The 18,802-nt window shown below is 66.6% G+C and carries 16 protein-coding genes; 4 read left to right on the plus strand and 12 right to left on the minus strand.

All coding sequences use genetic code 11. From position 1 onward, the window contains the following. Positions 1 to 236: 236 nt before the first annotated feature. From JOD97_RS15640 to JOD97_RS15650, 3 genes are all read right to left on the minus strand, one after another. Complete coding sequence (locus JOD97_RS15640) at positions 237 to 1,658, minus strand: sulfatase (RefSeq protein WP_209719452.1); 1,422 nt, start codon at positions 1,656 to 1,658, stop codon at positions 237 to 239. Positions 1,659 to 1,830: 172 nt separating this feature from the next. Continuing rightward, positions 1,831 to 2,169 (minus strand): P-II family nitrogen regulator, encoded by a 339-nt coding sequence (locus tag JOD97_RS15645; RefSeq protein ID WP_008447011.1) that lies wholly within the window; start codon positions 2,167 to 2,169, stop codon positions 1,831 to 1,833. Between the two features lie 154 nt (positions 2,170 to 2,323). Next, on the minus strand, positions 2,324 to 4,378 hold the full coding sequence (locus JOD97_RS15650) for an NAD(+) synthase (protein WP_209719456.1): 2,055 nt from the start codon (positions 4,376 to 4,378) through the stop codon (positions 2,324 to 2,326). A 126-nt stretch (positions 4,379 to 4,504) separates the two neighbouring features. Here JOD97_RS15650 and JOD97_RS15655 point away from each other — a divergent pair, with 126 nt between their 5' ends. After that, positions 4,505 to 5,638 (plus strand): GNAT family N-acetyltransferase, encoded by a 1,134-nt coding sequence (locus tag JOD97_RS15655; protein WP_209719459.1) that lies wholly within the window; start codon positions 4,505 to 4,507, stop codon positions 5,636 to 5,638. A gap of 78 nt (positions 5,639 to 5,716) precedes the next feature. Here JOD97_RS15655 and JOD97_RS15660 read toward each other — a convergent pair whose 3' ends face one another. Continuing rightward, entirely contained in the window at positions 5,717 to 6,202 is a 486-nt protein-coding gene (locus JOD97_RS15660; protein ID WP_209719462.1) for a Dps family protein, read from the minus strand. A 69-nt stretch (positions 6,203 to 6,271) separates the two neighbouring features. Beyond that, entirely contained in the window at positions 6,272 to 6,991 is a 720-nt protein-coding gene (locus JOD97_RS15665; RefSeq protein WP_229264467.1) for an HdeD family acid-resistance protein, read from the minus strand. A 233-nt stretch (positions 6,992 to 7,224) separates the two neighbouring features. On the opposite strand from JOD97_RS15665, the gene JOD97_RS15670 reads away from it, so the two are divergent. After that, the gene (locus JOD97_RS15670) at positions 7,225 to 7,881 is read left to right on the plus strand and encodes a Crp/Fnr family transcriptional regulator (RefSeq protein WP_229264468.1); all 657 of its coding nucleotides are present in this window, start codon (positions 7,225 to 7,227) and stop codon (positions 7,879 to 7,881) included. On the opposite strand, the gene JOD97_RS15675 is transcribed toward JOD97_RS15670, so the two are convergent. Continuing rightward, positions 7,878 to 9,374, minus strand: coding sequence for an FAD-dependent monooxygenase (locus tag JOD97_RS15675; protein ID WP_209719465.1), 1,497 nt, complete (start codon positions 9,372 to 9,374; stop codon positions 7,878 to 7,880). The genes JOD97_RS15670 and JOD97_RS15675 overlap by 4 nt on opposite strands. Positions 9,375 to 9,426: 52 nt before the next feature. On the opposite strand from JOD97_RS15675, the gene JOD97_RS15680 reads away from it, so the two are divergent. Then, a complete protein-coding gene (locus JOD97_RS15680) occupies positions 9,427 to 10,065 on the plus strand; it encodes a TetR/AcrR family transcriptional regulator (protein WP_209719468.1) in 639 nt (212 codons plus the stop codon). A gap of 82 nt (positions 10,066 to 10,147) precedes the next feature. On the opposite strand, the gene ppa is transcribed toward JOD97_RS15680, so the two are convergent. From ppa to hemC, 6 genes are all read right to left on the minus strand, one after another. Further along, complete coding sequence (gene ppa, locus JOD97_RS15685; RefSeq protein WP_209719471.1) at positions 10,148 to 10,687, minus strand: inorganic diphosphatase; 540 nt, start codon at positions 10,685 to 10,687, stop codon at positions 10,148 to 10,150. Positions 10,688 to 10,827: 140 nt separating this feature from the next. Further along, positions 10,828 to 11,199 (minus strand): translational machinery protein, encoded by a 372-nt coding sequence (locus JOD97_RS15690; protein WP_209719474.1) that lies wholly within the window; start codon positions 11,197 to 11,199, stop codon positions 10,828 to 10,830. 195 nt (positions 11,200 to 11,394) lie between these two features. Next, entirely contained in the window at positions 11,395 to 12,591 is a 1,197-nt protein-coding gene (locus JOD97_RS15695) for a heme biosynthesis protein HemY (RefSeq protein ID WP_209719477.1), read from the minus strand. Between the two features lie 2 nt (positions 12,592 to 12,593). After that, positions 12,594 to 13,757 carry a uroporphyrinogen-III C-methyltransferase gene (locus tag JOD97_RS15700; protein ID WP_209719479.1) on the minus strand — a complete coding sequence of 388 codons (1,164 nt, stop codon included), beginning with the start codon at positions 13,755 to 13,757 and terminating at the stop codon, positions 12,594 to 12,596. Continuing rightward, the gene (locus JOD97_RS15705; protein WP_209719481.1) at positions 13,754 to 14,554 is read right to left on the minus strand and encodes a uroporphyrinogen-III synthase; all 801 of its coding nucleotides are present in this window, start codon (positions 14,552 to 14,554) and stop codon (positions 13,754 to 13,756) included. The genes JOD97_RS15700 and JOD97_RS15705 overlap by 4 nt, the downstream gene beginning before the upstream one ends. Positions 14,555 to 14,560: 6 nt before the next feature. After that, the gene (gene hemC, locus JOD97_RS15710; protein ID WP_209720474.1) at positions 14,561 to 15,577 is read right to left on the minus strand and encodes a hydroxymethylbilane synthase; all 1,017 of its coding nucleotides are present in this window, start codon (positions 15,575 to 15,577) and stop codon (positions 14,561 to 14,563) included. 164 nt (positions 15,578 to 15,741) lie between these two features. On the opposite strand from hemC, the gene ppc reads away from it, so the two are divergent. Next, positions 15,742 to 18,624: a phosphoenolpyruvate carboxylase gene (gene ppc, locus JOD97_RS15715; protein WP_209719484.1), complete on the plus strand. Its 2,883-nt coding sequence runs from the start codon at positions 15,742 to 15,744 to the stop codon at positions 18,622 to 18,624. Positions 18,625 to 18,802: the final 178 nt, after the last annotated feature.

Consider the following 18,802-nt stretch of genomic DNA (forward strand, 5'->3'; position numbering starts at 1 on the left):
CGCTTGCCTCGCAGGCCAGGGCGAGTGTGGCCACCACGATGGCCGTGTTCTGTAGCGTGCTCAATGCCGTCTCCCGTGTTTTTATGTATGTCCCGCAACTGGTGCTGGTAGATTGCAAATTAACATTAATGCGAGCAACGAACAAATAAATCTTCCGTAAATGTCGCTGTTTAACCGCAAAAGCTAAACATAGGTTAACAAAAAAAAATCCCCGCCGAGGCGGGGATGACTGAACTTTAGTCGGCGATTCGCCCTGCCGGCGCAACGCCATACCGGTCCGCCTGCACATTACCGCTGACGCCGTGGGTGCGCACCTCGGCGGTGATTGGCAACATTTCCTTGTCCCAACTCTCCCACCGGGCCTTCAGTTGCGCGAACACGTCCGGATGGCGCTTGGCCAGGTTGGCGCGTTCGCGCTGGTCCTTGACGACGTCGAACAGGAACTCGTTGCCGCCGATCTTCAAATACTTCCAGTTACCGGAGCGGATGGCGCGCTGGGCGTTGGCCTTGTAGCGCCACAACAGCGTGCGCTCGGCCGGCTTGGCCTGGCCCAGCAAGGTCGGCAACAGATTGCGGCCGTCGGTGGGATAGTCCGGATCGGGCGCGCCGCCGGCCGCCGCCAGCAGGGTCGGCAGCCAGTCCATGCTGATGGCGACCTGGTCCGTGACCTGCCCCGCCGCGATCTTGCCGGGCCAGCGCACGATGGCCGGCACGCGGATGCCGCCTTCCAGCAGCTCGGTCTTCTGGCCGGTCAGCGGCCACGTTTTCGAGAAGCGCTCGCCGCCGTTGTCGCTGGTGAAAATGACGATGGTGTCGTCGGCCAAGCCCTTGTCCCGCAGCGCCTTGAGCACGCGGCCGATCGACGCGTCCAGCGCCTCGACCATGCGGCCGTAGGTGGCCAGGTCGCCGCCGTCGTAGTGGAAGATGTCGTCGATGTCGCGCGAGACCGCCTCGTCGCCCGGGCCCTCCCACGGCCAGTGCGGCGCCGTGTAATGCAGCGACAGCAGGAACGGCTTGCCGGCCTGCTGCCTGTTGACGAAGTCGACCGCCCGCGCGCCCAGCAGATCGGTGTAGTAGCCGATCTGGTGCACCGGCACCTCGTCCTCGTAAAGATCCTCCTTCACCGTCGGGCCGACGCCGGGCTTGTGGGTGAAGTAATCGATGGCGCCGCCGTAGTTGCCGAAGAAGCTGTCATAGCCGCTCTTGATCGGACCGAAGTTCGGCAGCGAGCCCAGGTGCCACTTGCCGATCAGCGCGGTGCGGTAGCCGTTTTTCCTCAGCAGCGACGGCAGGGTCGGATGGGTGGGCGGCAGCCCGACGGTGTCGGAGGCGCCGTGGATCGGCTCTTCGAGGCCGCCGCGCAGCCGGTACTGGTAGCGGCCGGTGATCAGCGCGAAGCGGGTGGCCGAGCACACCGCCGAATTGGCGTACGCCTGCGTGAAGCGCAGCCCTTGCGCGGCCAGCTTGTCCAGGTGCGGCGTCTTGAAATCGGTCTGGCCGTAGACGCCCAGGTCGGCGTGACCGAGGTCGTCGGCCAGGATGAACAGGACGTTCGGCTGCCGCTTGCCGGCCGCCAAGGCGCCCGGCACGGAGCCGGCCAGCGCCAGCGCCGGCAGCGATTTCAGGATGCGGCGACGTTTGTTGGTTTCGTTAATCATTGCTGCTCTCCCCTCCAAGGTCAACTCCAGGGTCAGGTCCACCATTTCTACACGAACGGGGCTGTGGTGGGCTTAGGGCCGAGCCCGTGTAGCAATGTTAGACTTGACCCCGGAGTTTAAAGAAAAAAAATGCCGGCTGGGCCGGCATTGGAATGTGGTGCGGGAGAAGCGCTTACACGGCGTCGGCGCCAGTCTCGCCGGTGCGGATGCGGATCACCTGCTCGACGTTCTGCACGAAGATCTTGCCGTCGCCGATCTTGCCGGTGCGCGCGGCCTTGATGATGGCGTCGACCACTTGCTCGGCCACGCCGTCGTCGACGACCACTTCCACCTTGACCTTCGGCAGGAAGTCGACGACGTATTCCGCGCCGCGATACAGTTCGGTATGGCCCTTCTGGCGGCCAAAACCCTTGACTTCGGTGACCGTCAGGCCGGTGACGTTGACCTCGGCCAGCGCTTCACGCACCTCGTCCAGTTTGAACGGCTTAATCACAGCGGTAATCTGTTTCATGACTTCTCCTTATGGGCAATCTAAATTCAACAATCTGTAGCCGGCGTTCCGCAAGCGATTAAGTATATTGTAATCGACAACTCCAGACTGTCCACTCCCGACTGAAAAAGCGCCCGAAAACACGCCCTTTTACCCATTTTTACCTGATTTTTATCTAGTCTTGCACCGGAATGGAGCGTAATTCGGCCATCCAGACCGCGCTTTGCGCGTCGCTCGGCGCGCGCCAGTCGCCCCGCGGCGACAACGATCCGCCACTGCCGACCTTGGGCGCGTTCGGCACGCAGCTGCGCTTGAACTGGCTGGTGCGGAAGAAGCGGTCGAGGAAGATGCCGAGGTTTTTCTTGATCGCCGCCAGGTCGTATTCGTTGCGCGTGACGTGGTCGCCGTCCGGCCAGCGGCCCCGCTCGCGGTCCTGCCAGGCGTTGAGCGACAGGTACGCCACCTTCGACGGCCGGAAGCCGAACCGCAGCACATAGTACAGGTTGAAATCCTGCAGCTCGTACGGGCCGATCGTGCTTTCGGTGCGCTGCTCCGGCTGGCCCTCGGCCGTGCCCGGCACCAGTTCGGGACTGATCTCGGTGGCCAGGATGTTGAGCAGCACCTGGGCGTCGTTGCGGCCGATGACGCCCGATTCGGCCACCCAGCGCACCAGGTGCGAGATCAAGGTCTTCGGCACGCTGGCGTTGACGTTGTAGTGCGACATGTGGTCGCCCACCCCGTAGGTGCACCAGCCCAGCGCCAGCTCGCTCAGGTCGCCCGTGCCGACGACGATGGCGTTGTGGTGGTTGGCCAGCCGGAACAGGTGGTTGGTGCGCTCGCCCGCCTGGACGTTCTCGAACGTGATGTCGTACTGCGCCTGCCCTGCCGAATACGGATGGTTCAAGTCCTTGAGCATCTGGATGCAGCTGGGCCGGATGTCGATTTCCTGCGCCGAGCAGCCCACCAGTTTCATCAGCGCGTGCGCCTGCGTCAACGTGCGCTCGCTGGTGGCGAAGCCGGGCATCGTGTACGCCAGGATGTTGGTGCGCGGCAGCTTGAGCTTGTCCATCACGCGCGCGCACACCAGCAGCGCGTGCGTCGAGTCGAGGCCGCCGGAGACGCCGATCACCACCTTCTGGATGCCGCTCGACGTCAGGCGCTGCGCCAGCGCCTGCACCTGGATGTTGTAGACCTCGTTGCAGCGCTCGTCGCGCCGGCGCGCGTCGGCCGGCACGTACGGGAAGCGCTCGACGCAGCGCTTGAGCGCCAGCGGTTGGTCGCGCCCGATCTCGAGCTCGAAGAACACCGTGCGGAATTTGTTGACCTCGGCCGCGTGGCGCTGCACCGATTGCGCGAACGTGTTCATGCGCATGCGCTCGCGCGACAGCCGCTCGAGGTCGATGTCGGCGAAGGTCAGGCTGGCCTCGTCGGTGAAGCGCTTGGACTCGGCCAGCATGTCGCCGTTCTCGCAGATGACGCCCTGCCCGTCCCAGGCCAGGTCGGTGGTCGATTCGCCGCCGCCGGCCGAGGTGTACAGATAGGCGGCGATGCAGCGCGCCGATTGCTGCGACACCAACTGGTTGCGGTAGCCGGCCTTGCCCACCAGCGCGTTCGACGCCGACAGGTTGACCAGCACCGTGGCGCCGGCCAGCGCGGCGAACGACGACGGCGGAATCGGCACCCACACGTCCTCGCAGATCTCGACGTGGAATTTGAGCAGCGGCATGTCGGCCACCTCGAACAGCAGGCCCGAGCCGAATTGCACGCGCTCGCCCAGCAGGTCGATCTCGGTGGCGACCGCGTAGTCGCCGCTGCTGAACTGGCGCGCGTCGTAGAATTCGCCGTAGTTGGGCAGGTAGCTCTTCGGCACCACGCCCTGGATCTGGCCGTTGGCGATGACCACCGCGCAGTTGTACAGCTGGTGCTCGACCCGCAGCGGCGCGCCCACCACCAGCGCCATTTTCCATTGCGTGGAGGCGGCGACGATGGCGTCGAGCGCCTCGAGGCAGCCGTCGAGCAAGGCGCGCTGGTGGAACAGGTCGTCGCAGGTGTAGGCCGACAGGCCCAGCTCGGGAAACGCCACCAGCGCCGCGCCCTGGGCGGCCGCCTGTTCGGCCAGGGCGATGGTCTGCCCGGCGTTGTAGGCCGGATCGGCGATGCGGCACACCGGCGCCGCGATCGCCACGCGGGCGAAATCGTGCGTGTACAAATTGAGGAAATGGGAGCTCATGTAAGGTCTTTCGCGTGCACAACGGACGAACAAAAGCCAATTATCGCACGGCCATGCAGGCGCCGCCGCCAACGGATCAGCGCCAGATAGGCTAGACTGGCGCCAACATCAGAGCTGGAGCAAAGCGTGTCAGAAGCAGAGTTTTCGATCATCGATTCCCTGGAAAGCGTGGACCCGGCGCAATGGCAAGCCCTCGCCGGCGACAACCCGACGCTGGCCTATGCCTTCCTGCATGCGCTGCACGAGACCCGCTGCGCCTCGGCGCACACGGGCTGGACGCCGCGCTATCTGGTGATGCACCGCGACGGCGTGCTGACCGCGGCCATGCCGCTGTATCTGAAGGAGCACAGCCGTGGCGAGTACGTGTTCGACCACGCCTGGGCCGACGCCTTCCACCGCAACGGCCTGCCCTACTATCCGAAGCTGCTGTCGGCGGTGCCGTTCACGCCGGTGACGGGCGGCCGCCTGCTGGCGCGCACCCCGGCGGACCGCGCGCTGCTGGCGCGCGCGGCGCTGCAGGTGGCGCGGCAGCTGGAGACGTCGTCGCTGCACATCCTGTTCCCCGACGAGCGGGACCGGCAGGCGCTGGCGGCGGCCGGCTTCATGCTGCGCGAAGGCGTGCAGTTCCATTGGGACAATCCGGGCTACGCCGACTTCGACGCCTTCCTGGCCGGTTTTAAAATGGAAAAGCGCAAGAAGATCCGCCAGGACCGCCGTCGCGTGCAGGAGGCCGGCATCACCTTCGAGCATCTGGCCGGCCGCGCGATCACGCCCGAGGTGCTGCGCTTCTTTTACAGCTGCTACGTGTCGACCTACCAGGCGCACTTTTCCAAGCCCTACCTGAGCTTGAAGTTTTTCGAGCGCCTGCTGGACCAGGTGCCCGACAGCCTGATGATCGTGCTGGCCAGGCGCGGCGAGCAGCCGGTGGCGGTGGCGTTGAATCTGGTCGGCGGCAATATCATGTACGGCCGCTATTGGGGCACGCAGGAGTTCGTGTCAGGCCTGCATTTCGAAACCTGCTACGTGCAATCGATTGAATACTGCATCCGGCACGGCATCGCCCGCTTCGAGGGCGGCGCGCAGGGCGAGCACAAGATGTCGCGCGGCCTGGTGCCGACGCCGACGTGGTCGGCGCACTGGATCGCCGACGAGCGCTTCGCCGACGCCATCGCCGATTTCCTGGCGCAGGAGACGGCGGCGATGAACCAGTACATCGACGAGCTGGGTGAACACGTTCCCTTCAAGCCCGCCGGCGCGTGATTTCCGTTAAAACACGGAGAGCGGATTAGCGGGCGAGGCCCGCCAATCCGCACAACGCGGAACACGGCTTTGCCGGTTTTACTCTTCCAGCAGGCTGCGCAGCATCCATGCGGTTTTTTCGTGCGTGTCCAGGCGCTGGGCCAGCAGGTCGGCGGTCGGCTGGTCGTCGGCGCCCTCGACCAGCGGCAGCAGCTTGCGCGCGGTGCGCGCGGTCGCTTCCTGGGCGGTCACCAGGTGCTGCACCATCTCCATCGCCTTCGGCACGCCTTCGACTTCCTTGATCGTCGCCAGTTTGACGAACTCGGAATACGTGCCCGGCGCCGGGTAGCCCAGCGCGCGGATGCGCTCGGCGATCAGGTCGAGCGCGGTCCATTGCTCGGTGTACTGCGCCATGAACATCTGGTGCAGGCTGTTGAACATCGGCCCCTTGACGTTCCAGTGGAAATTGTGGGTCATCAGGTACAGCGTGTAGCTGTCGGCCAGCAGGCCGGACAGGCCGGCGGCAATGGCGGCGCGGCTTTCGTCGGAAAGACCGATATCGATCTTGGAGGCTTTTGCATCCATGTGTAACTCCTTCTGTGAACTTGGACCTTTATTGTAATCGTATCCAGTGCGCCGCGTGGGAACGCGGACTCAGTGCTGGCCGGCCGGCGTCATGCGGCGCTCGCCGACCCGGCGCTCGGTGAGCACCGCCTTCGCGCCGGCCGCCTCCTTCGTCACGATGCCGTCCGGCGCCGTCGCGCCCTGTTGCGCGGCCGGCGCGGCCGCTTGCGGCTGGTCCACCGTCGCCGCTCTCGGCGCCCGCTCGTAGCTGCGCAGCGCCAAGGCCAGGTACAGGACGCCGGCGACGATCGCGTACACGCCGATCAGCCACACCAGCGCCAGCGCGCCGACGCCGGGCAGCACGATCAGCACGGTGCCGAAGATGACCGAGGCGACGCCGCTGGCCAGCAGCAGCCAGTCGCCGCCGCGCGCGTGGCTGCGCAGGCGCACCGCCAGCACGATGTCGAGCACGCCGGTGATCAGCGCGTTGACGCCGATGACCAGCACCAGCACCAGCGCCGCCAGCGCCGGCCGCATCGTCGCCAGGATGCCGGCCAGCACGCTGACCACGCCCAGCGCCAGCAGCAGCCACCAGTCGAGCGCGTGGGCGCCGGTGGCGTGGCGCCGGTTGCGCACCGTGCCGACCAGGTAGACCACGCCGGCCAGCAGCGCGTAGACGGCGAACAGCAGCACCAGACTGAGCACGGTGGGACCGGGCATCAGCAACGCCAGCACGCCGAACAACAGCGCCAGCACGCCGCGCAGCGCCAGCATCCACCACGAACGCAACAACATCGGTTTGGCAATCATGACTCCTCCGATAGCAAATAAGCTTCACACAGAGTCAGAGTGGGTGGAGGCGTAAACGGTTCCGCGAAAAGCCCTCATCCCATCGGCCGATACCCACATTCCATCGGCAGGTTAAAATAGTCTGAAACAATTATGTCCGGCGGGATGAAACCAGTTTGCTTCCCAGCATTTTCAATCGCGCCTATACTCTATGCCCCGTTGGAAGGTTTTATGAGGAATGTGGCACACACAGCATGAATGCAGATTTTATAAAGCAACGGAACCGCTTCAAGGCCGCCACGATAAAGCGGATAAACGTCAGCGAAGAGTCCTACACCAACGTGACCAACCTGCTGGCGACGATCGCCCAGCCGTTCCACGCGCGCAAAGGCGAGTTCCTGCAGCATGCCGGGGTGCCGGCCACGCAGGTGCATTGGCTCGCCAGCGGGGTCGCGCGCAGCGGCTTCTTCAACCGTGACGGCGTCGAGATGACGCTGCGGTTTTTCCGCGAGGGCGAGTCGGCCACCACGTTGACCGATCTGATCAACGGCGAGACCGGCCAGCCGGCCGTGCAGTTCCTGGTGGCCGAGACCACCATCCACGGCTTCACGTTGGACTGGGCGCAGAGCTGCGCGCTGCGCGCCCAGCACGAGGTGTTGCAGCACTATCATCTGCAGGCGGCGATGCACGGCTTGCAGAGCCTGGCGCAGCGGGCCTACAGCAGCGGCGAGACCTCGGCGCAGGAGCGGCTGGCCGCGTTCCGCGAAGAGTATCCCGGCCTGGAGGCGCGCATCTCGCAGCGCGCGATCGCCTCCTACCTGGGCATCACGCCGCAATACATGTCGCGTCTGCGGCGCGAGGCCGAGGCGGCCGAGGCCTCCGAGGGCTCCGAGACCGCCGCGCGCGGCTAGCCGAACCAGCGCGCCGCTGCGCGCCCGGCCTGCGCCGGGTCCGCCAGCGGGCCGCCGGCCCAGGCGACCATCCCGTCGGGCCGTATCAGCGCCGCGCCGAGGCCCAGTCCCTGCTTCGGCCGGCCCGATACATACCGCAGCCGGCCAGCGTAGGCGCCGGCCAGCGCTGCCAGCGACGCGTCCGCGTCGAAATCCAGCAGCAGTCCCCGGCCATCCCGCATCAGCTCGCCTATCCGCGTGCCGTCCTCCAGCTCGAAGTTGGGGACGCTGTGGCCGGTCAACGGGTGGCCGCCGCCCAGGTCATAGCCGGTGTCGACACCCCACACCCTGGCGGCGATGTGGGTGGCGCCGTCGCGCGTGGCGATCAGCTCGCGCATGACCGCGCTCAGCGCGCGCGCGTGCGGGTCCGGCCGCATCAGCGCGACCTGGGCGCGCGACCAGTCCAGCACCTGCGCGCCGACCGGGTGCCGCTCCTCGTGATAACTGTCCAGCAGGCCCGGCGCGGCCCGTCCACGGATGGTCGCGGCCAGCTTCCAGCCCAGGTTCATGGCGTCGCCGATGCCCAGGTTGAGGCCCTGCCCTCCCAGCGGCGCGTGGATGTGCGCGGCGTCGCCGGCCAGCAGCACCCGGCCGGCGCGGTAACTGGTGGCCTGGCGCGCGCGGTCGGTCCAGGTGCTGGCGGCATGCACGGCGCGGATGGTCGCGCCGGTGTTCGAGATCCGGCGCAGCACCGCCTGCAAATGCTCGCGCGTGACCGGCCCGGCGCCGTGGTGCGACCCGCCATCGAATTCCTGCATGACCAGGAAACCCGGCTGCGATTGGAAGTACAGGCCGGCCGGCGTCAGGTTGCGGCCGGGCTTGAGCTGGTCCGCATCGGCCAGTTCCACCTCGGCCGAATAACCGGTGAATTCGGGCTCGGTGCCGGCGAACTCGAAACCGCCCGCCTTGCGCACCGCGCTGCGCCCGCCGTCGCAGCCGACCAGCCATCGCCCCCGGAAAGACAGCCCGCCCGCCACCACCGTCACCCCGTCCGCCGTTTGCCGCAAGCCGGTGACGCCGACCCCGCGCCGGATTTCCACGCCCAGGGACGCGGCGCGGCCGGCCAGCACCGTTTCCAGCGCCTCCAGCTCGGACAGCACGCTGGTGGCGGTGGAACTTGGCAAGCGCCGCGTCCAGCGCGAGGTATCGATGTCGTCCAGATAAAACGGAATCCCGGCGAAGTGCCCGGCCTGCCGGCGCGACTGCGCGTCGGGCTGTCCGAACGGCGCGCGCAGGGCCGGCGCCGCCAGTTGGTCCAGCAAGCCGCGGCGGTACAGCGCCTCGACGGTGGGCGCGGACAGTCCGCGTATCCCGAACGGCACCCGCTTCAGCGCCGACTGCGGCTGCCCGGCCTTTTCCAGTATCAGGACCGAACATCCGGCCAGCGCCAGCTCGCAGGCGAGGAACAAACCGACCGGCCCGGCGCCGGCAACGATGACATCATAGCTATCCATACTCAATCCCAATATGTACTCAGTACATATACGATATGCTATGATGGCTGCCATGTCAACGCCCTCCGACCTCCGCTTCCGCAAGCGCCTGGCCACGCGCCAGGCCATCTCCAACGCCGCCACGCGCCTGTTCCTGGAGCGCGGCTTCGACCATGTGACCGTGGACGAGATCGCGGCGGCGGCCGACGTCGGACGGATGACCGTGTTCAACCACTTTCCGCGCAAGGAGGACATGTTCTTCGACCGCGACGAGGAAGGTCGCGAGGCCTTGCGCGCGGCGCTGCGCGAGCGGGTCGCGGGCGTCCCGCCGGTCGAGACCTTGCGTCTGCTGGCTCACCGCATGGTCGCGGAACAGCGTCCCTACCTGCGGTTTTCCGCCGACAGCCAGGGCTTTGTGGAGACGATCGAGGGCAGCGAAACGCTCAAGGCGCGGGCCCGGGCGATCCGCAACGAGATCTGGCAGATGGTGGCGGTGGAGCTGGCGGCCGGCGCGGGACGGCAGCCGGAAGACCCGGACGCCCAGCTGGCGGCCGGCCTGCTGTCGGCGACCTGGACGGTGGCGCTGATCCAGGGCCACCGGGTGTACCGGCAAACGCGCGACGCGGAGGCGGCGCGGGCGGCGTTTCTGGCGCTGGTCGACCAGGGAACGGTGGGGCTGAACGCCGCGCTGGCCGGCACGCCCTACGCCTGAACCAATAAAAAAAGCCCCATGCGCGCAACCGCATGGGGCTTTTTGTTGCCGGCCGCCTTGACGGGTCGGCCGGGGGGCGGCCTTACGCTGCCGATTCCTTGTTGTACGAAGCGACGCCGTTCAGGATTTCCTGTTTGGCTTCTTCCGGACCGTACCAGCCGTCGATCTTGACCCATTTGCCTTTTTCCAGGTCTTTGTAGTGCTCGAAGAAGTGCTGGATCTGGCGCAGGCGCAGTTCGTTCAGGTCTTCCGGCTTTTGCCAGTGGCTGTAGATCGACAGTACTTTGTCGACCGGCACGGCCAGCACTTTGGCGTCTTCACCGGATTCGTCGGTCATTTTCAGCACGCCGATCGGACGGCAGCGCACCACCACGCCCGGGATCAGCGGGAACGGGGTGATCACCAGCACGTCGACCGGATCGCCGTCGTCGGACAGGGTGTTCGGCACATAGCCGTAGTTGCATGGGTAGTGCATGGCGGTGCCCATGAAGCGATCGACGAAGATCGCGCCCGATTCCTTGTCCACTTCATACTTGATCGGATCGGCGTTCATCGGGATTTCGATGATCACGTTGAAGTCGTTTGGCAAATCGCGGCCGGAAGGCACTTTATTCAAGCTCATGGGTTTCCTCGTGTGTGTGCTGACAAATGTTTAACTGCGTAATTATAACGAAGTCCAGACTGCTTGTGCGTCGCAGCACTACCGTGCGGAAATTTTTAAACCACCGGGGGTAACGCCGTGGTCCGCCCCGGCCGGCCCGATCAATGCGTCAAATCGGCCTTAACGAAATACTTGCGCGCGTAGGTCAGCAGTTGGCCGTCGTTCGGATGATCGACGGTTTCCACGCTGACCACTTTATCGGCCGTTTCGGCGTGGCTCTTGGTCATGTGGCGCATCAGCGCCAGCTTTTCCTGGCCGGGGCCGACCACCAGGATTTCCTTGGCTTCGGTGATGGCGGCGATGACCTCATCCATATAACCGGTGTCTCCCTCGGCGCGGTTGTTGCCCACGACGCCGGCCTTCCGGTGCTGCGAGGTGGTCTTGATCACTTCGGTTTCAGCGTCGTCGCGGGTGAAATGGATGACGTGGGCTTCGGTCTGGTCGAGCCAGACGACTGCGTGTTGAAACGACATGGGGTTTTTCCTTGAGGTGGGGGATGCTGCGGAGGACCGGTTGGTCGAGAGATCGACCATCGGCCAGTGCACCCATCGTGCGCGCTTATGCCGCCCCCATCTGTACGCGACCGTACCCAGCGCAAAATGGAAAAAGGCCGGCTCCTGATCGGAACCGGCCCGGGCCGCGCCATCCGCCCGCCACGGCGGCCGATATTAAAGTATGGTCGCCAGCGCGCACTGGCGGTAATGGTTGGCCGCCTCTTCCTGCTGCTGCAGCGCCTCGTGCATCTGCGCCAGCTTCAGGTGCGATTCGCGCACCATGCGCGGATCGGATGCATCCGACAGCGCCTGCTCCAGATAGCGCTGCGCCTTGCCCCACAATTTTTGCTTCAGGCACAGCGACCCAAGCGTGAGCGCCAGTTCGGCGTCGGTCGGGCGCGCGTGCAGCCATCGCTCGCACGCCTCGATCTGCGCCAGCAGCGCGGCCGAACCGGCCGGCGCCGCCGCCTCGCGGTAGGCGCGGATCACGCGGTCGTCCCAGTCGGCGGCCAGCGATTCCTCGGCCACCAGGCGCGCCTCGTCGTGCAGCCCGCGCGCGTTCAGCGCGGTGGCGGCCAGGCAGGCCACATACGGCTTGATCCGGTCGCTGGTCGGCACCGTGGCCCAGACCCGTTGCAGCGATTCGGCGTCGTTGCCCTGGTCCGACAATAAATCGGCGTAGGCCAGCTCGCGCAGCCGCGCCGACAGCGCCGGATGCAGCGCGCGGTGCTTGTCGAGCGAGCGCACCAGGCGCAGCACTTCCGGCCAGTTCTTGGCCTGCTGCTGCGCCTTGAGCGACCATTGCAGCGCGTGGATGTGGCGCGTGCCGCTGGCGTTGAGCTCGCGCACGGCGTCGAGCGCCGCCTCCGGCTGGTGGTCGTCGACCAGCAATTCGGTCATCGTCATCAGGCGCGCGGTCTTCATGGCGTTGTCGTCGTTGAGCTTGGCGAGCCACTGGTCGCGGCGCGCGCCCTGGCGCATGCGGTGCGCGGCGCGCGCGCCGATCAGCGCGGCCATGCCGGCGTTCTCGGGCAGTTCGGAGGCGCGCGCGGCGGCTTTTTCGGCATGGCCGAAGCGGCCTTCGAACAGCGCCTTGAGCGCCTCGCGCAGACCCTTGTTGCCGTCGCGTTCGCGCTTTTGCTGGCGGTAGGCGGCCACCTTGGCCGGCATTTTCATGGTGGCGCGCAAGGCCCGCAGCACCGCGTACAGGAACACGAACAGCGCCGCCGCCAGCACGCAGAAGAAGTTGAGCGACATGTCGATCCGGTGCGGCGGGTAGAACAGCACCACGTTGCCCGGGTTGAAACGCGCCGTCACGGCGATGCCGATGGCGGCGGCCATCAAGGCGACTATCCAGAGAAATAATCGCATGACTATGGCTTCGCTTTGTAGTTGCGCACGGCGTTCAGGCTGTCCGACAAGGTCGGCATCTCGATCGCCAGATTACTGGTCTGCACCTGGCGCAGCAGCGCCTGCACCGTCTGGGTGTTCTTGGCGCGCGTGTCGAAGTACTTGACCAGCGCCTCCTGGGCGGCGATCAGGTCGGCGCGGAACGCCGCCTCATTGCGCGACAACAGCGCCATGCGGGCGTTCAGCAGGCGCAGCTTGAGGTTCTCGCGCAGGAAATACGCCTGCGTCGGCGACAGCATCAGCGCGTCCGGCGTCTCGACGCTGCGCACGCGGATCAGCTGGCGCACGTCGGTCCACATTTCGGTGCTCCAGCCGGTCCAGGTGTTTTGCAGCGCCAGCAGCCATGGATGGGGCTCGCTCGGCTCGGCGGCCGGCACCGGCTTGCCGTGCTTGTCGAGCACCGGTTTGGCCTTGACCTTTTTCTCCGGCGGCGCCGGCAAGGTCGGTTTTTCGTCCGACAGCATCGGCAAGGTGTCGATCTGCGCGATGACGTTGTCCAGCCGCAGCGCCACGCCGACCGAGTCGACGCTCGGCAAGGCTTTCAGCTTGTCGGTGTCCTTGGCGATGGCGCGGCGGATCGTGATGAACTGCGGCTTGTCCGAGCGCGACAGGCTGCGGTCGGCGTTTTGCAGCGCGATCAGCGCGCCGGGCACGTTGCCGGCCAGTTGCAGCTGCTGGCTGGCGGTCGACAGCACTTGCTCGATCTCGGTCAGCGCCCACTCGTCGCGGTTCTTGGACAAGTCCTGGTACAGCTGCTCGAGCGCCAGTTGCTGGCTCTGCGCCTCCAGTTGTTTGCTTTCCAACAAGCCGACCTTGATCTGCAGTTCGCGGCTGCTTTCCTGCACGGCGCGCGCCAGGTTGCCGGTTTCGGCGTTGCTGGAGTCGCCCTTTTGCAGGCGCAGCGCCATTTCCTGGCGCAGCTTGCCCATCCGGTTGTGGGTCGACCAGGTCTGGGCCGCCAGCAGCACGGCCAGCACCACCACCCCGCCCAGCAGGATGCGCGGCTGCTGCAGCGTTTCGAACAGCCCGGGCTCGGACGGCGGCTTCGGCGCCGATGGCGCGGACTCGGCGGCGGACGCCGAGGCGTTCGGGGCGACAGGATCGGGTAATGTAGGCAAATCGTTCATAGGCGTGATTGTAACGCGGCCAGCAGGCGTTCGTCGCCTGATCCGCTGAGCGTCAGACGGGAAAAGCCCAAATCGCTTGCAGTTTCGGCAATTCGGGCGTGCGGCACGATCAAATGTTGTTGTTGCATTGATACAACAGATGGCGGCGCGTGGCCGGGACTTTTTGTATCGAGCTCTTGCAGCAGCGCGCACAGCCCGCGCAGCGCCTCCGAGCTGGTGATGATCCAGTCGTTGTGTCCGGCCAGCAGGCGGCGCAGCGTCGCCTCCAGCGCCGGCGTCAGGCGCGGCACGGAACGCCGGTAGGCGGCCACCACCTCGACCCTGGCGCCGGCCGCGCGCAGGCCGTCGGCCATCAGCTCGCGCCCGCTCTCGCCGCGCACGATCAGCACCGGCCGGTCCTTGAGCGCGGCCAGGTCCAGGGTTTGCAGCAGGTGTTCGGAGTCGCTGTGGCCGTTGTCGGCCGGGCTGACGATGGTGAATTTATCCGGCGTGACGCCGTGCGCGGCCAGCGCCAGCCGGCTGCCCTCGCCCACCACGGCCGCCGTCACGCCGGCCGGCCACTGATTAATATGGGCGAAGGCGGCGTCGATGGCGTTGGGCGACACGAACGCCACCATCGCATAGGCCGGCACCGGCGCGCACAGCCGTTCCAGCGCGGCGCGCAGGGCGGACTGGTCGGGCAGCGGCGCGATCTCCAGCAGCGGCAATAGCTCGACCTGGCGGCCCAGCGCGGCCACGCGCGCGGCCAGCGGACGCGCCTGCGCCAGCGGACGGGTGATGACGACGGCGCCGCTCATCCCCGGTCAGACCGGCTGCGGGCCGGTCGAGCCGTCGGCCTGCAGTTCGCGCGAGCGCGCCGCCTCCTCGGCCTGGGCGGCGTCGCTCAGGCAGGCGGCCAGGATGCCGACCGCGTCCTGCGCGCGCAGCAGCTCGGCCACTTGCAGGCCCAGCGCCTCGGGATCGGCGGCAGGGCCGCGCACCTCGGCGCTGGCCACGCGCGCGCCGTCCGGCGTGCCGACCATGGCGCGCAAGTGCATCTGGCCGTCATCGACGGTGGCGTAGGCCGCCAGCGGAATCTGGCAGCTGCCGCCGAACACCTTCGACACCTTGCGCTCGGCCCGGACGGCCTGCTCGGTGGCGACGTCGTTGAGCGGCGCCAGCAGCGCCTTCAGGTCCATTCCGTCGTCGCGTTCGGCGATCTCGATCGCCATCGCGCCCTGTCCGGCGGCCGGCAGGCTGTCCTCCGGCGCCAGCACGGCGCGGATGCGCTGCGGCAGGCCCAGGCGTTTGAGGCCGGCGGCGGCCAGGATGATGGCGCTGTAGTCGCCGCGATCGAGCTTGGCCAACCGGGTGTCGAGGTTGCCGCGCAGCGGCTTGATGACCAGTTGCGGATAGCGCGCCGCGATCAGCGCCTGGCGCCGCAGGCTGCTGGTGCCGACGATGGCGCCCGGCGGCAGCTCGGCCAGCGAGGCGTAATCGTTGGACACGAAGGCGTCGCGCGGGTCCTCGCGCTGCAGCACGGCGGCCAGCGCGAAGCCCTCGGGCAGCTCCATCGGCACGTCCTTGAGCGAATGGACGGCCAGATCGGCGCGGCCCTCGGCCATCGCTACTTCCAGTTCCTTGACGAACAGGCCCTTGCCGCCGACCTTGGACAAGGTGCGATCCAGAATTTGATCACCTCTTGTCGTCATTCCGACAATTTTGACATCGCACTGAGGATATAATAATGTCAAGCGCTCCCGCACGTGCTCCGCCTGCCACATGGCGAGGCGGCTCTCACGCGACGCGATCACCAGTCTGGATGGGGGAGTTTGGACCACTTCGGATGTTTTCAAAACCAGTTCTTTCGCTGTAACTGACGCTCACCGGCGCCAGGCCAGTAAATCGCGCATGTTTAAGATCACAAATTTTATCATGCTCACCTTCTTGCAGAACCGGGCTACCAGCCTTTGCACCGACATTTCACATCTTTGCGGCTTATCACATGGCAAAACAATCTAGTGCAATCGACGACAACATCGCTGAACAACCAGGGACGGCTACGGAAGTAGACAAAGACGCGCCCCTTAAAGAAGATATCCGCCTGCTCGGCCGCCTGCTGGGCGACGTGCTGCGCGACCAGGAGGGCGAGGAAGTGTTCGCCGTGGTGGAAACCATCCGCCAGACGGCCGTGCGCTTCCGCCGCGAGGCCGACGCCGGCGCCGCCAAGGAACTGGACGGCATGCTCAAGATCCTCACCCGCGAACAGACCATCTCGGTGGTGCGGGCGTTCTCGTACTTCTCGCACCTGGCCAACATCGCCGAGGACCAGCACCACATCCGCCGCCGCCGCGCCCACCTGCTGGCCGGCTCGAACCCGCAGCAAGGCAGCGTCAACTTCGCGCTGTGCAAACTGAAGGAGGCCGGCGTCAGCGAGCGGACCGTCGGCGAATTCTTCGACCAGGCGCTGATCGCGCCGGTGCTGACGGCCCACCCGACCGAGGTGCAGCGCAAATCCATCCTCGACGCCGAGCACGACATCGCCCGCCTGCTGGCCGAGCGCGACCTGCCGCTGACGCCGAAGGAAAAAGCCGCCAACATGCACCTGCTGCGCGCGCGCATCGCCACCTTGTGGCAGACCCGCATGCTGCGCTACACCAAGCTGACCGTGGCCGACGAGATCGAAAACGCGTTGTCGTACTACCGCACCACCTTCCTGCGCGAACTGCCGGGGTTGTACGACGACATCGAGAGCGACATCGCCCACCATTACGGCAAGGCGCCGGCCGACGACCACGAGCCGCAAGTCAAGCCGATCAACGCCCCGTACGTGCAGATGGGCAGCTGGATCGGCGGCGACCGCGACGGCAACCCCAACGTCAACGGCGGCACCATGCAGCACGCGCTGACGCGCCAGGCCACCACCATCCTCGACTTCTACCTGGAGGAGGCGCACACCTTGGGCGCCGAGCTGTCGATCTCGACCCTGATGATCGGCTGCACCCCGGCGCTGCAGGCGCTGGCCGACCAGTCGCCCGACACCTCCGACCACCGCGCCGACGAGCCGTACCGCCGCGCCCTGATCGGCATCTACGCGCGCCTGGCCAGCACCGCCCGCGCGCTGGGCGCGACCAACATCCTGCGCAAGGAAGTCGGCCACGCCGAGCCGTACGCCAGCGCCGCCGAGTTCTCGGCCGACCTGCACACCCTGGTCGAGTCGCTCACCGCCCACCACGGCGAGGTGCTGGTGCGCCCGCGCCTGTCGACGCTCAAGCGCGCGGCCGACATCTTCGGCTTCCACCTGGCCTCGCTGGACATGCGGCAGTCGTCCGACATCCACGAGCGCGTGCTGGCCGAGCTGTTCGCCAAGGCCGGCGGCGAGCCGGCCTACGCCGGGCTCGACGAGGACGCCAAGGTGGCGCTGCTGCTGAGCGAGCTGTCGCAACCGCGCCTGCTGTATTCGCCGTACATCGACTACTCCGACGAAACCGATTCGGAGCTGGGCGTGCTGCGCGCGGCGCGCGAGATCCGCGCCCGCTACGGCGCGCGCGCGATCCGCAACTACATCATCTCGCACACCGAGACCGTCTCCGACCTGCTGGAAGTGATGTTGCTGCAGAAGGAAATGGGGCTGCTGCGCATCGCCGCCGGCGAAGGTGAAGGCCGCACCGAGGCGGAACTGGACCTGATGGTGATCCCGCTGTTCGAAACCATCCCCGACCTGCAGCGCGCCGCCGGCATCATGGAGGCGGTCATGGCGCTGCCGCTGGTCAAGGGCCTGATCGCCAAGCAGGGCCAGATCCAGGAAGTCATGCTCGGCTACTCGGACTCGAACAAGGACGGCGGCTTCCTGACCTCGACCTGGGAACTGTACAAGGCCGAAACCCACCTGGTGACGGTGTTCGAAAAGGCCGGCGTCAAGCTGCGCCTGTTCCACGGCCGCGGCGGCACGGTCGGCCGCGGCGGCGGTCCGAGCTACGAGGCCATCCTGGCCCAGCCGCACGGCACCGTCAACGGCCAGATCCGCCTGACCGAACAGGGCGAGATCATCGCCTCGAAGTTCTCCAACAAGGACATCGGCCGCCGCAACCTCGAGCTGCTGGTCGCCGCCACGCTGGAGGCGAGCCTGATGCCGCAGTCGGACGACAGCGCGCACCTGGCCCAGCTGCGCGAGTTCGAGACCGTCATGGCCGAGATCTCCGACCGCGCCTACAAGGCCTACCGCAACCTGGTCTATGAAACCCCGGGCTTCACCGACTACTTCTTCAGCGCCACGCCGATCGCCGAGATCGCCGAACTGAACCTCGGCTCGCGTCCGGCCTCGCGCAAGTCGACCAAGCGCATCGAGGATTTGCGGGCGATCCCGTGGGGCTTCTCGTGGGGCCAGTGCCGCCTGCTGCTGCCGGGCTGGTACGGCTTCGGCAGCGCCATCGGCGCCTGGGTGGAGGACGGCGACAAGCCGCAACGCCTGGCCCAGCTGCAGGCCATGTTCAAGCAGTGGCCGTTCTTCGCCACCTTGCTGTCGAACATGGACATGGTGCTGGCCAAGACCGACCTGGCGATCGCCTCGCGCTACGCCGAACTGGTGCAGGACAAGGAACTGCGCGAGCGCATCTTCAAGCGCATCACCGAGGAGCACGCCAACACCTTGACCATCCTGGAAAGCATCACCGGCGCGTCGGAACGCCTGACCGGCAATCCGCTGCTGGCGCGTTCGATCCAGAACCGCATCGCCTACCTCGATCCGCTGAACCACTTGCAGGTGGAGCTGATCAAGCGCCACCGCTCGCTGACCAGCGAACCGGGCAAGGCGACGGACGAACGGGTCCACCGCGGCATCCACCTGTCGATCAACGGCGTCGCCGCCGGCTTGCGCAACACCGGCTAAGCCGCGCCGTCCAACCTGCAGCGCCAACGCCCCGGCTCATCCCCGGGGCGTTTTTTTGCTCGCATAACCCGCACGGCCAAGCGGGGACGGACCCTGCGGGTCCGTCCCCTAGGCGGTAGCGCGAGCGTATCGCTCAAAGCGCGGCGGGTTGGGAGGTGGCGCCGCCACCTTCATTTCC

Origin of the sequence: Duganella sp. 1411, assembly GCF_017833525.1 — a bacterium.
Classification (GTDB): Bacteria; Pseudomonadota; Gammaproteobacteria; order Burkholderiales; family Burkholderiaceae_D; genus Rugamonas.

What these genes read in the sequence shown, in the direction of transcription:
- JOD97_RS15660 (WP_209719462.1), bottom strand. Translation starts at nt 6,202, where the DNA reads ATGGATGCAAAAGCCTCCAAGATCGATATCGGTCTTTCCGACGAAAGC.
- JOD97_RS15670 (WP_229264468.1), top strand. Translation starts at nt 7,225, where the DNA reads ATGAATGCAGATTTTATAAAGCAACGGAACCGCTTCAAGGCCGCCACG.
- JOD97_RS15680 (WP_209719468.1), top strand. Translation starts at nt 9,427, where the DNA reads ATGTCAACGCCCTCCGACCTCCGCTTCCGCAAGCGCCTGGCCACGCGC.
- JOD97_RS15690 (WP_209719474.1), bottom strand. Translation starts at nt 11,199, where the DNA reads ATGTCGTTTCAACACGCAGTCGTCTGGCTCGACCAGACCGAAGCCCAC.
- JOD97_RS15640 (WP_209719452.1), bottom strand. Translation starts at nt 1,658, where the DNA reads ATGATTAACGAAACCAACAAACGTCGCCGCATCCTGAAATCGCTGCCG.
- JOD97_RS15650 (WP_209719456.1), bottom strand. Translation starts at nt 4,378, where the DNA reads ATGAGCTCCCATTTCCTCAATTTGTACACGCACGATTTCGCCCGCGTG.
- ppc (WP_209719484.1), top strand. Translation starts at nt 15,742, where the DNA reads ATGGCAAAACAATCTAGTGCAATCGACGACAACATCGCTGAACAACCA.
- JOD97_RS15675 (WP_209719465.1), bottom strand. Translation starts at nt 9,374, where the DNA reads ATGGATAGCTATGATGTCATCGTTGCCGGCGCCGGGCCGGTCGGTTTG.
- JOD97_RS15665 (WP_229264467.1), bottom strand. Translation starts at nt 6,991, where the DNA reads ATGATTGCCAAACCGATGTTGTTGCGTTCGTGGTGGATGCTGGCGCTG.
- ppa (WP_209719471.1), bottom strand. Translation starts at nt 10,687, where the DNA reads ATGAGCTTGAATAAAGTGCCTTCCGGCCGCGATTTGCCAAACGACTTC.
- JOD97_RS15700 (WP_209719479.1), bottom strand. Translation starts at nt 13,757, where the DNA reads ATGAACGATTTGCCTACATTACCCGATCCTGTCGCCCCGAACGCCTCG.
- JOD97_RS15695 (WP_209719477.1), bottom strand. Translation starts at nt 12,591, where the DNA reads ATGCGATTATTTCTCTGGATAGTCGCCTTGATGGCCGCCGCCATCGGC.
- JOD97_RS15645 (WP_008447011.1), bottom strand. Translation starts at nt 2,169, where the DNA reads ATGAAACAGATTACCGCTGTGATTAAGCCGTTCAAACTGGACGAGGTG.
- JOD97_RS15705 (WP_209719481.1), bottom strand. Translation starts at nt 14,554, where the DNA reads ATGAGCGGCGCCGTCGTCATCACCCGTCCGCTGGCGCAGGCGCGTCCG.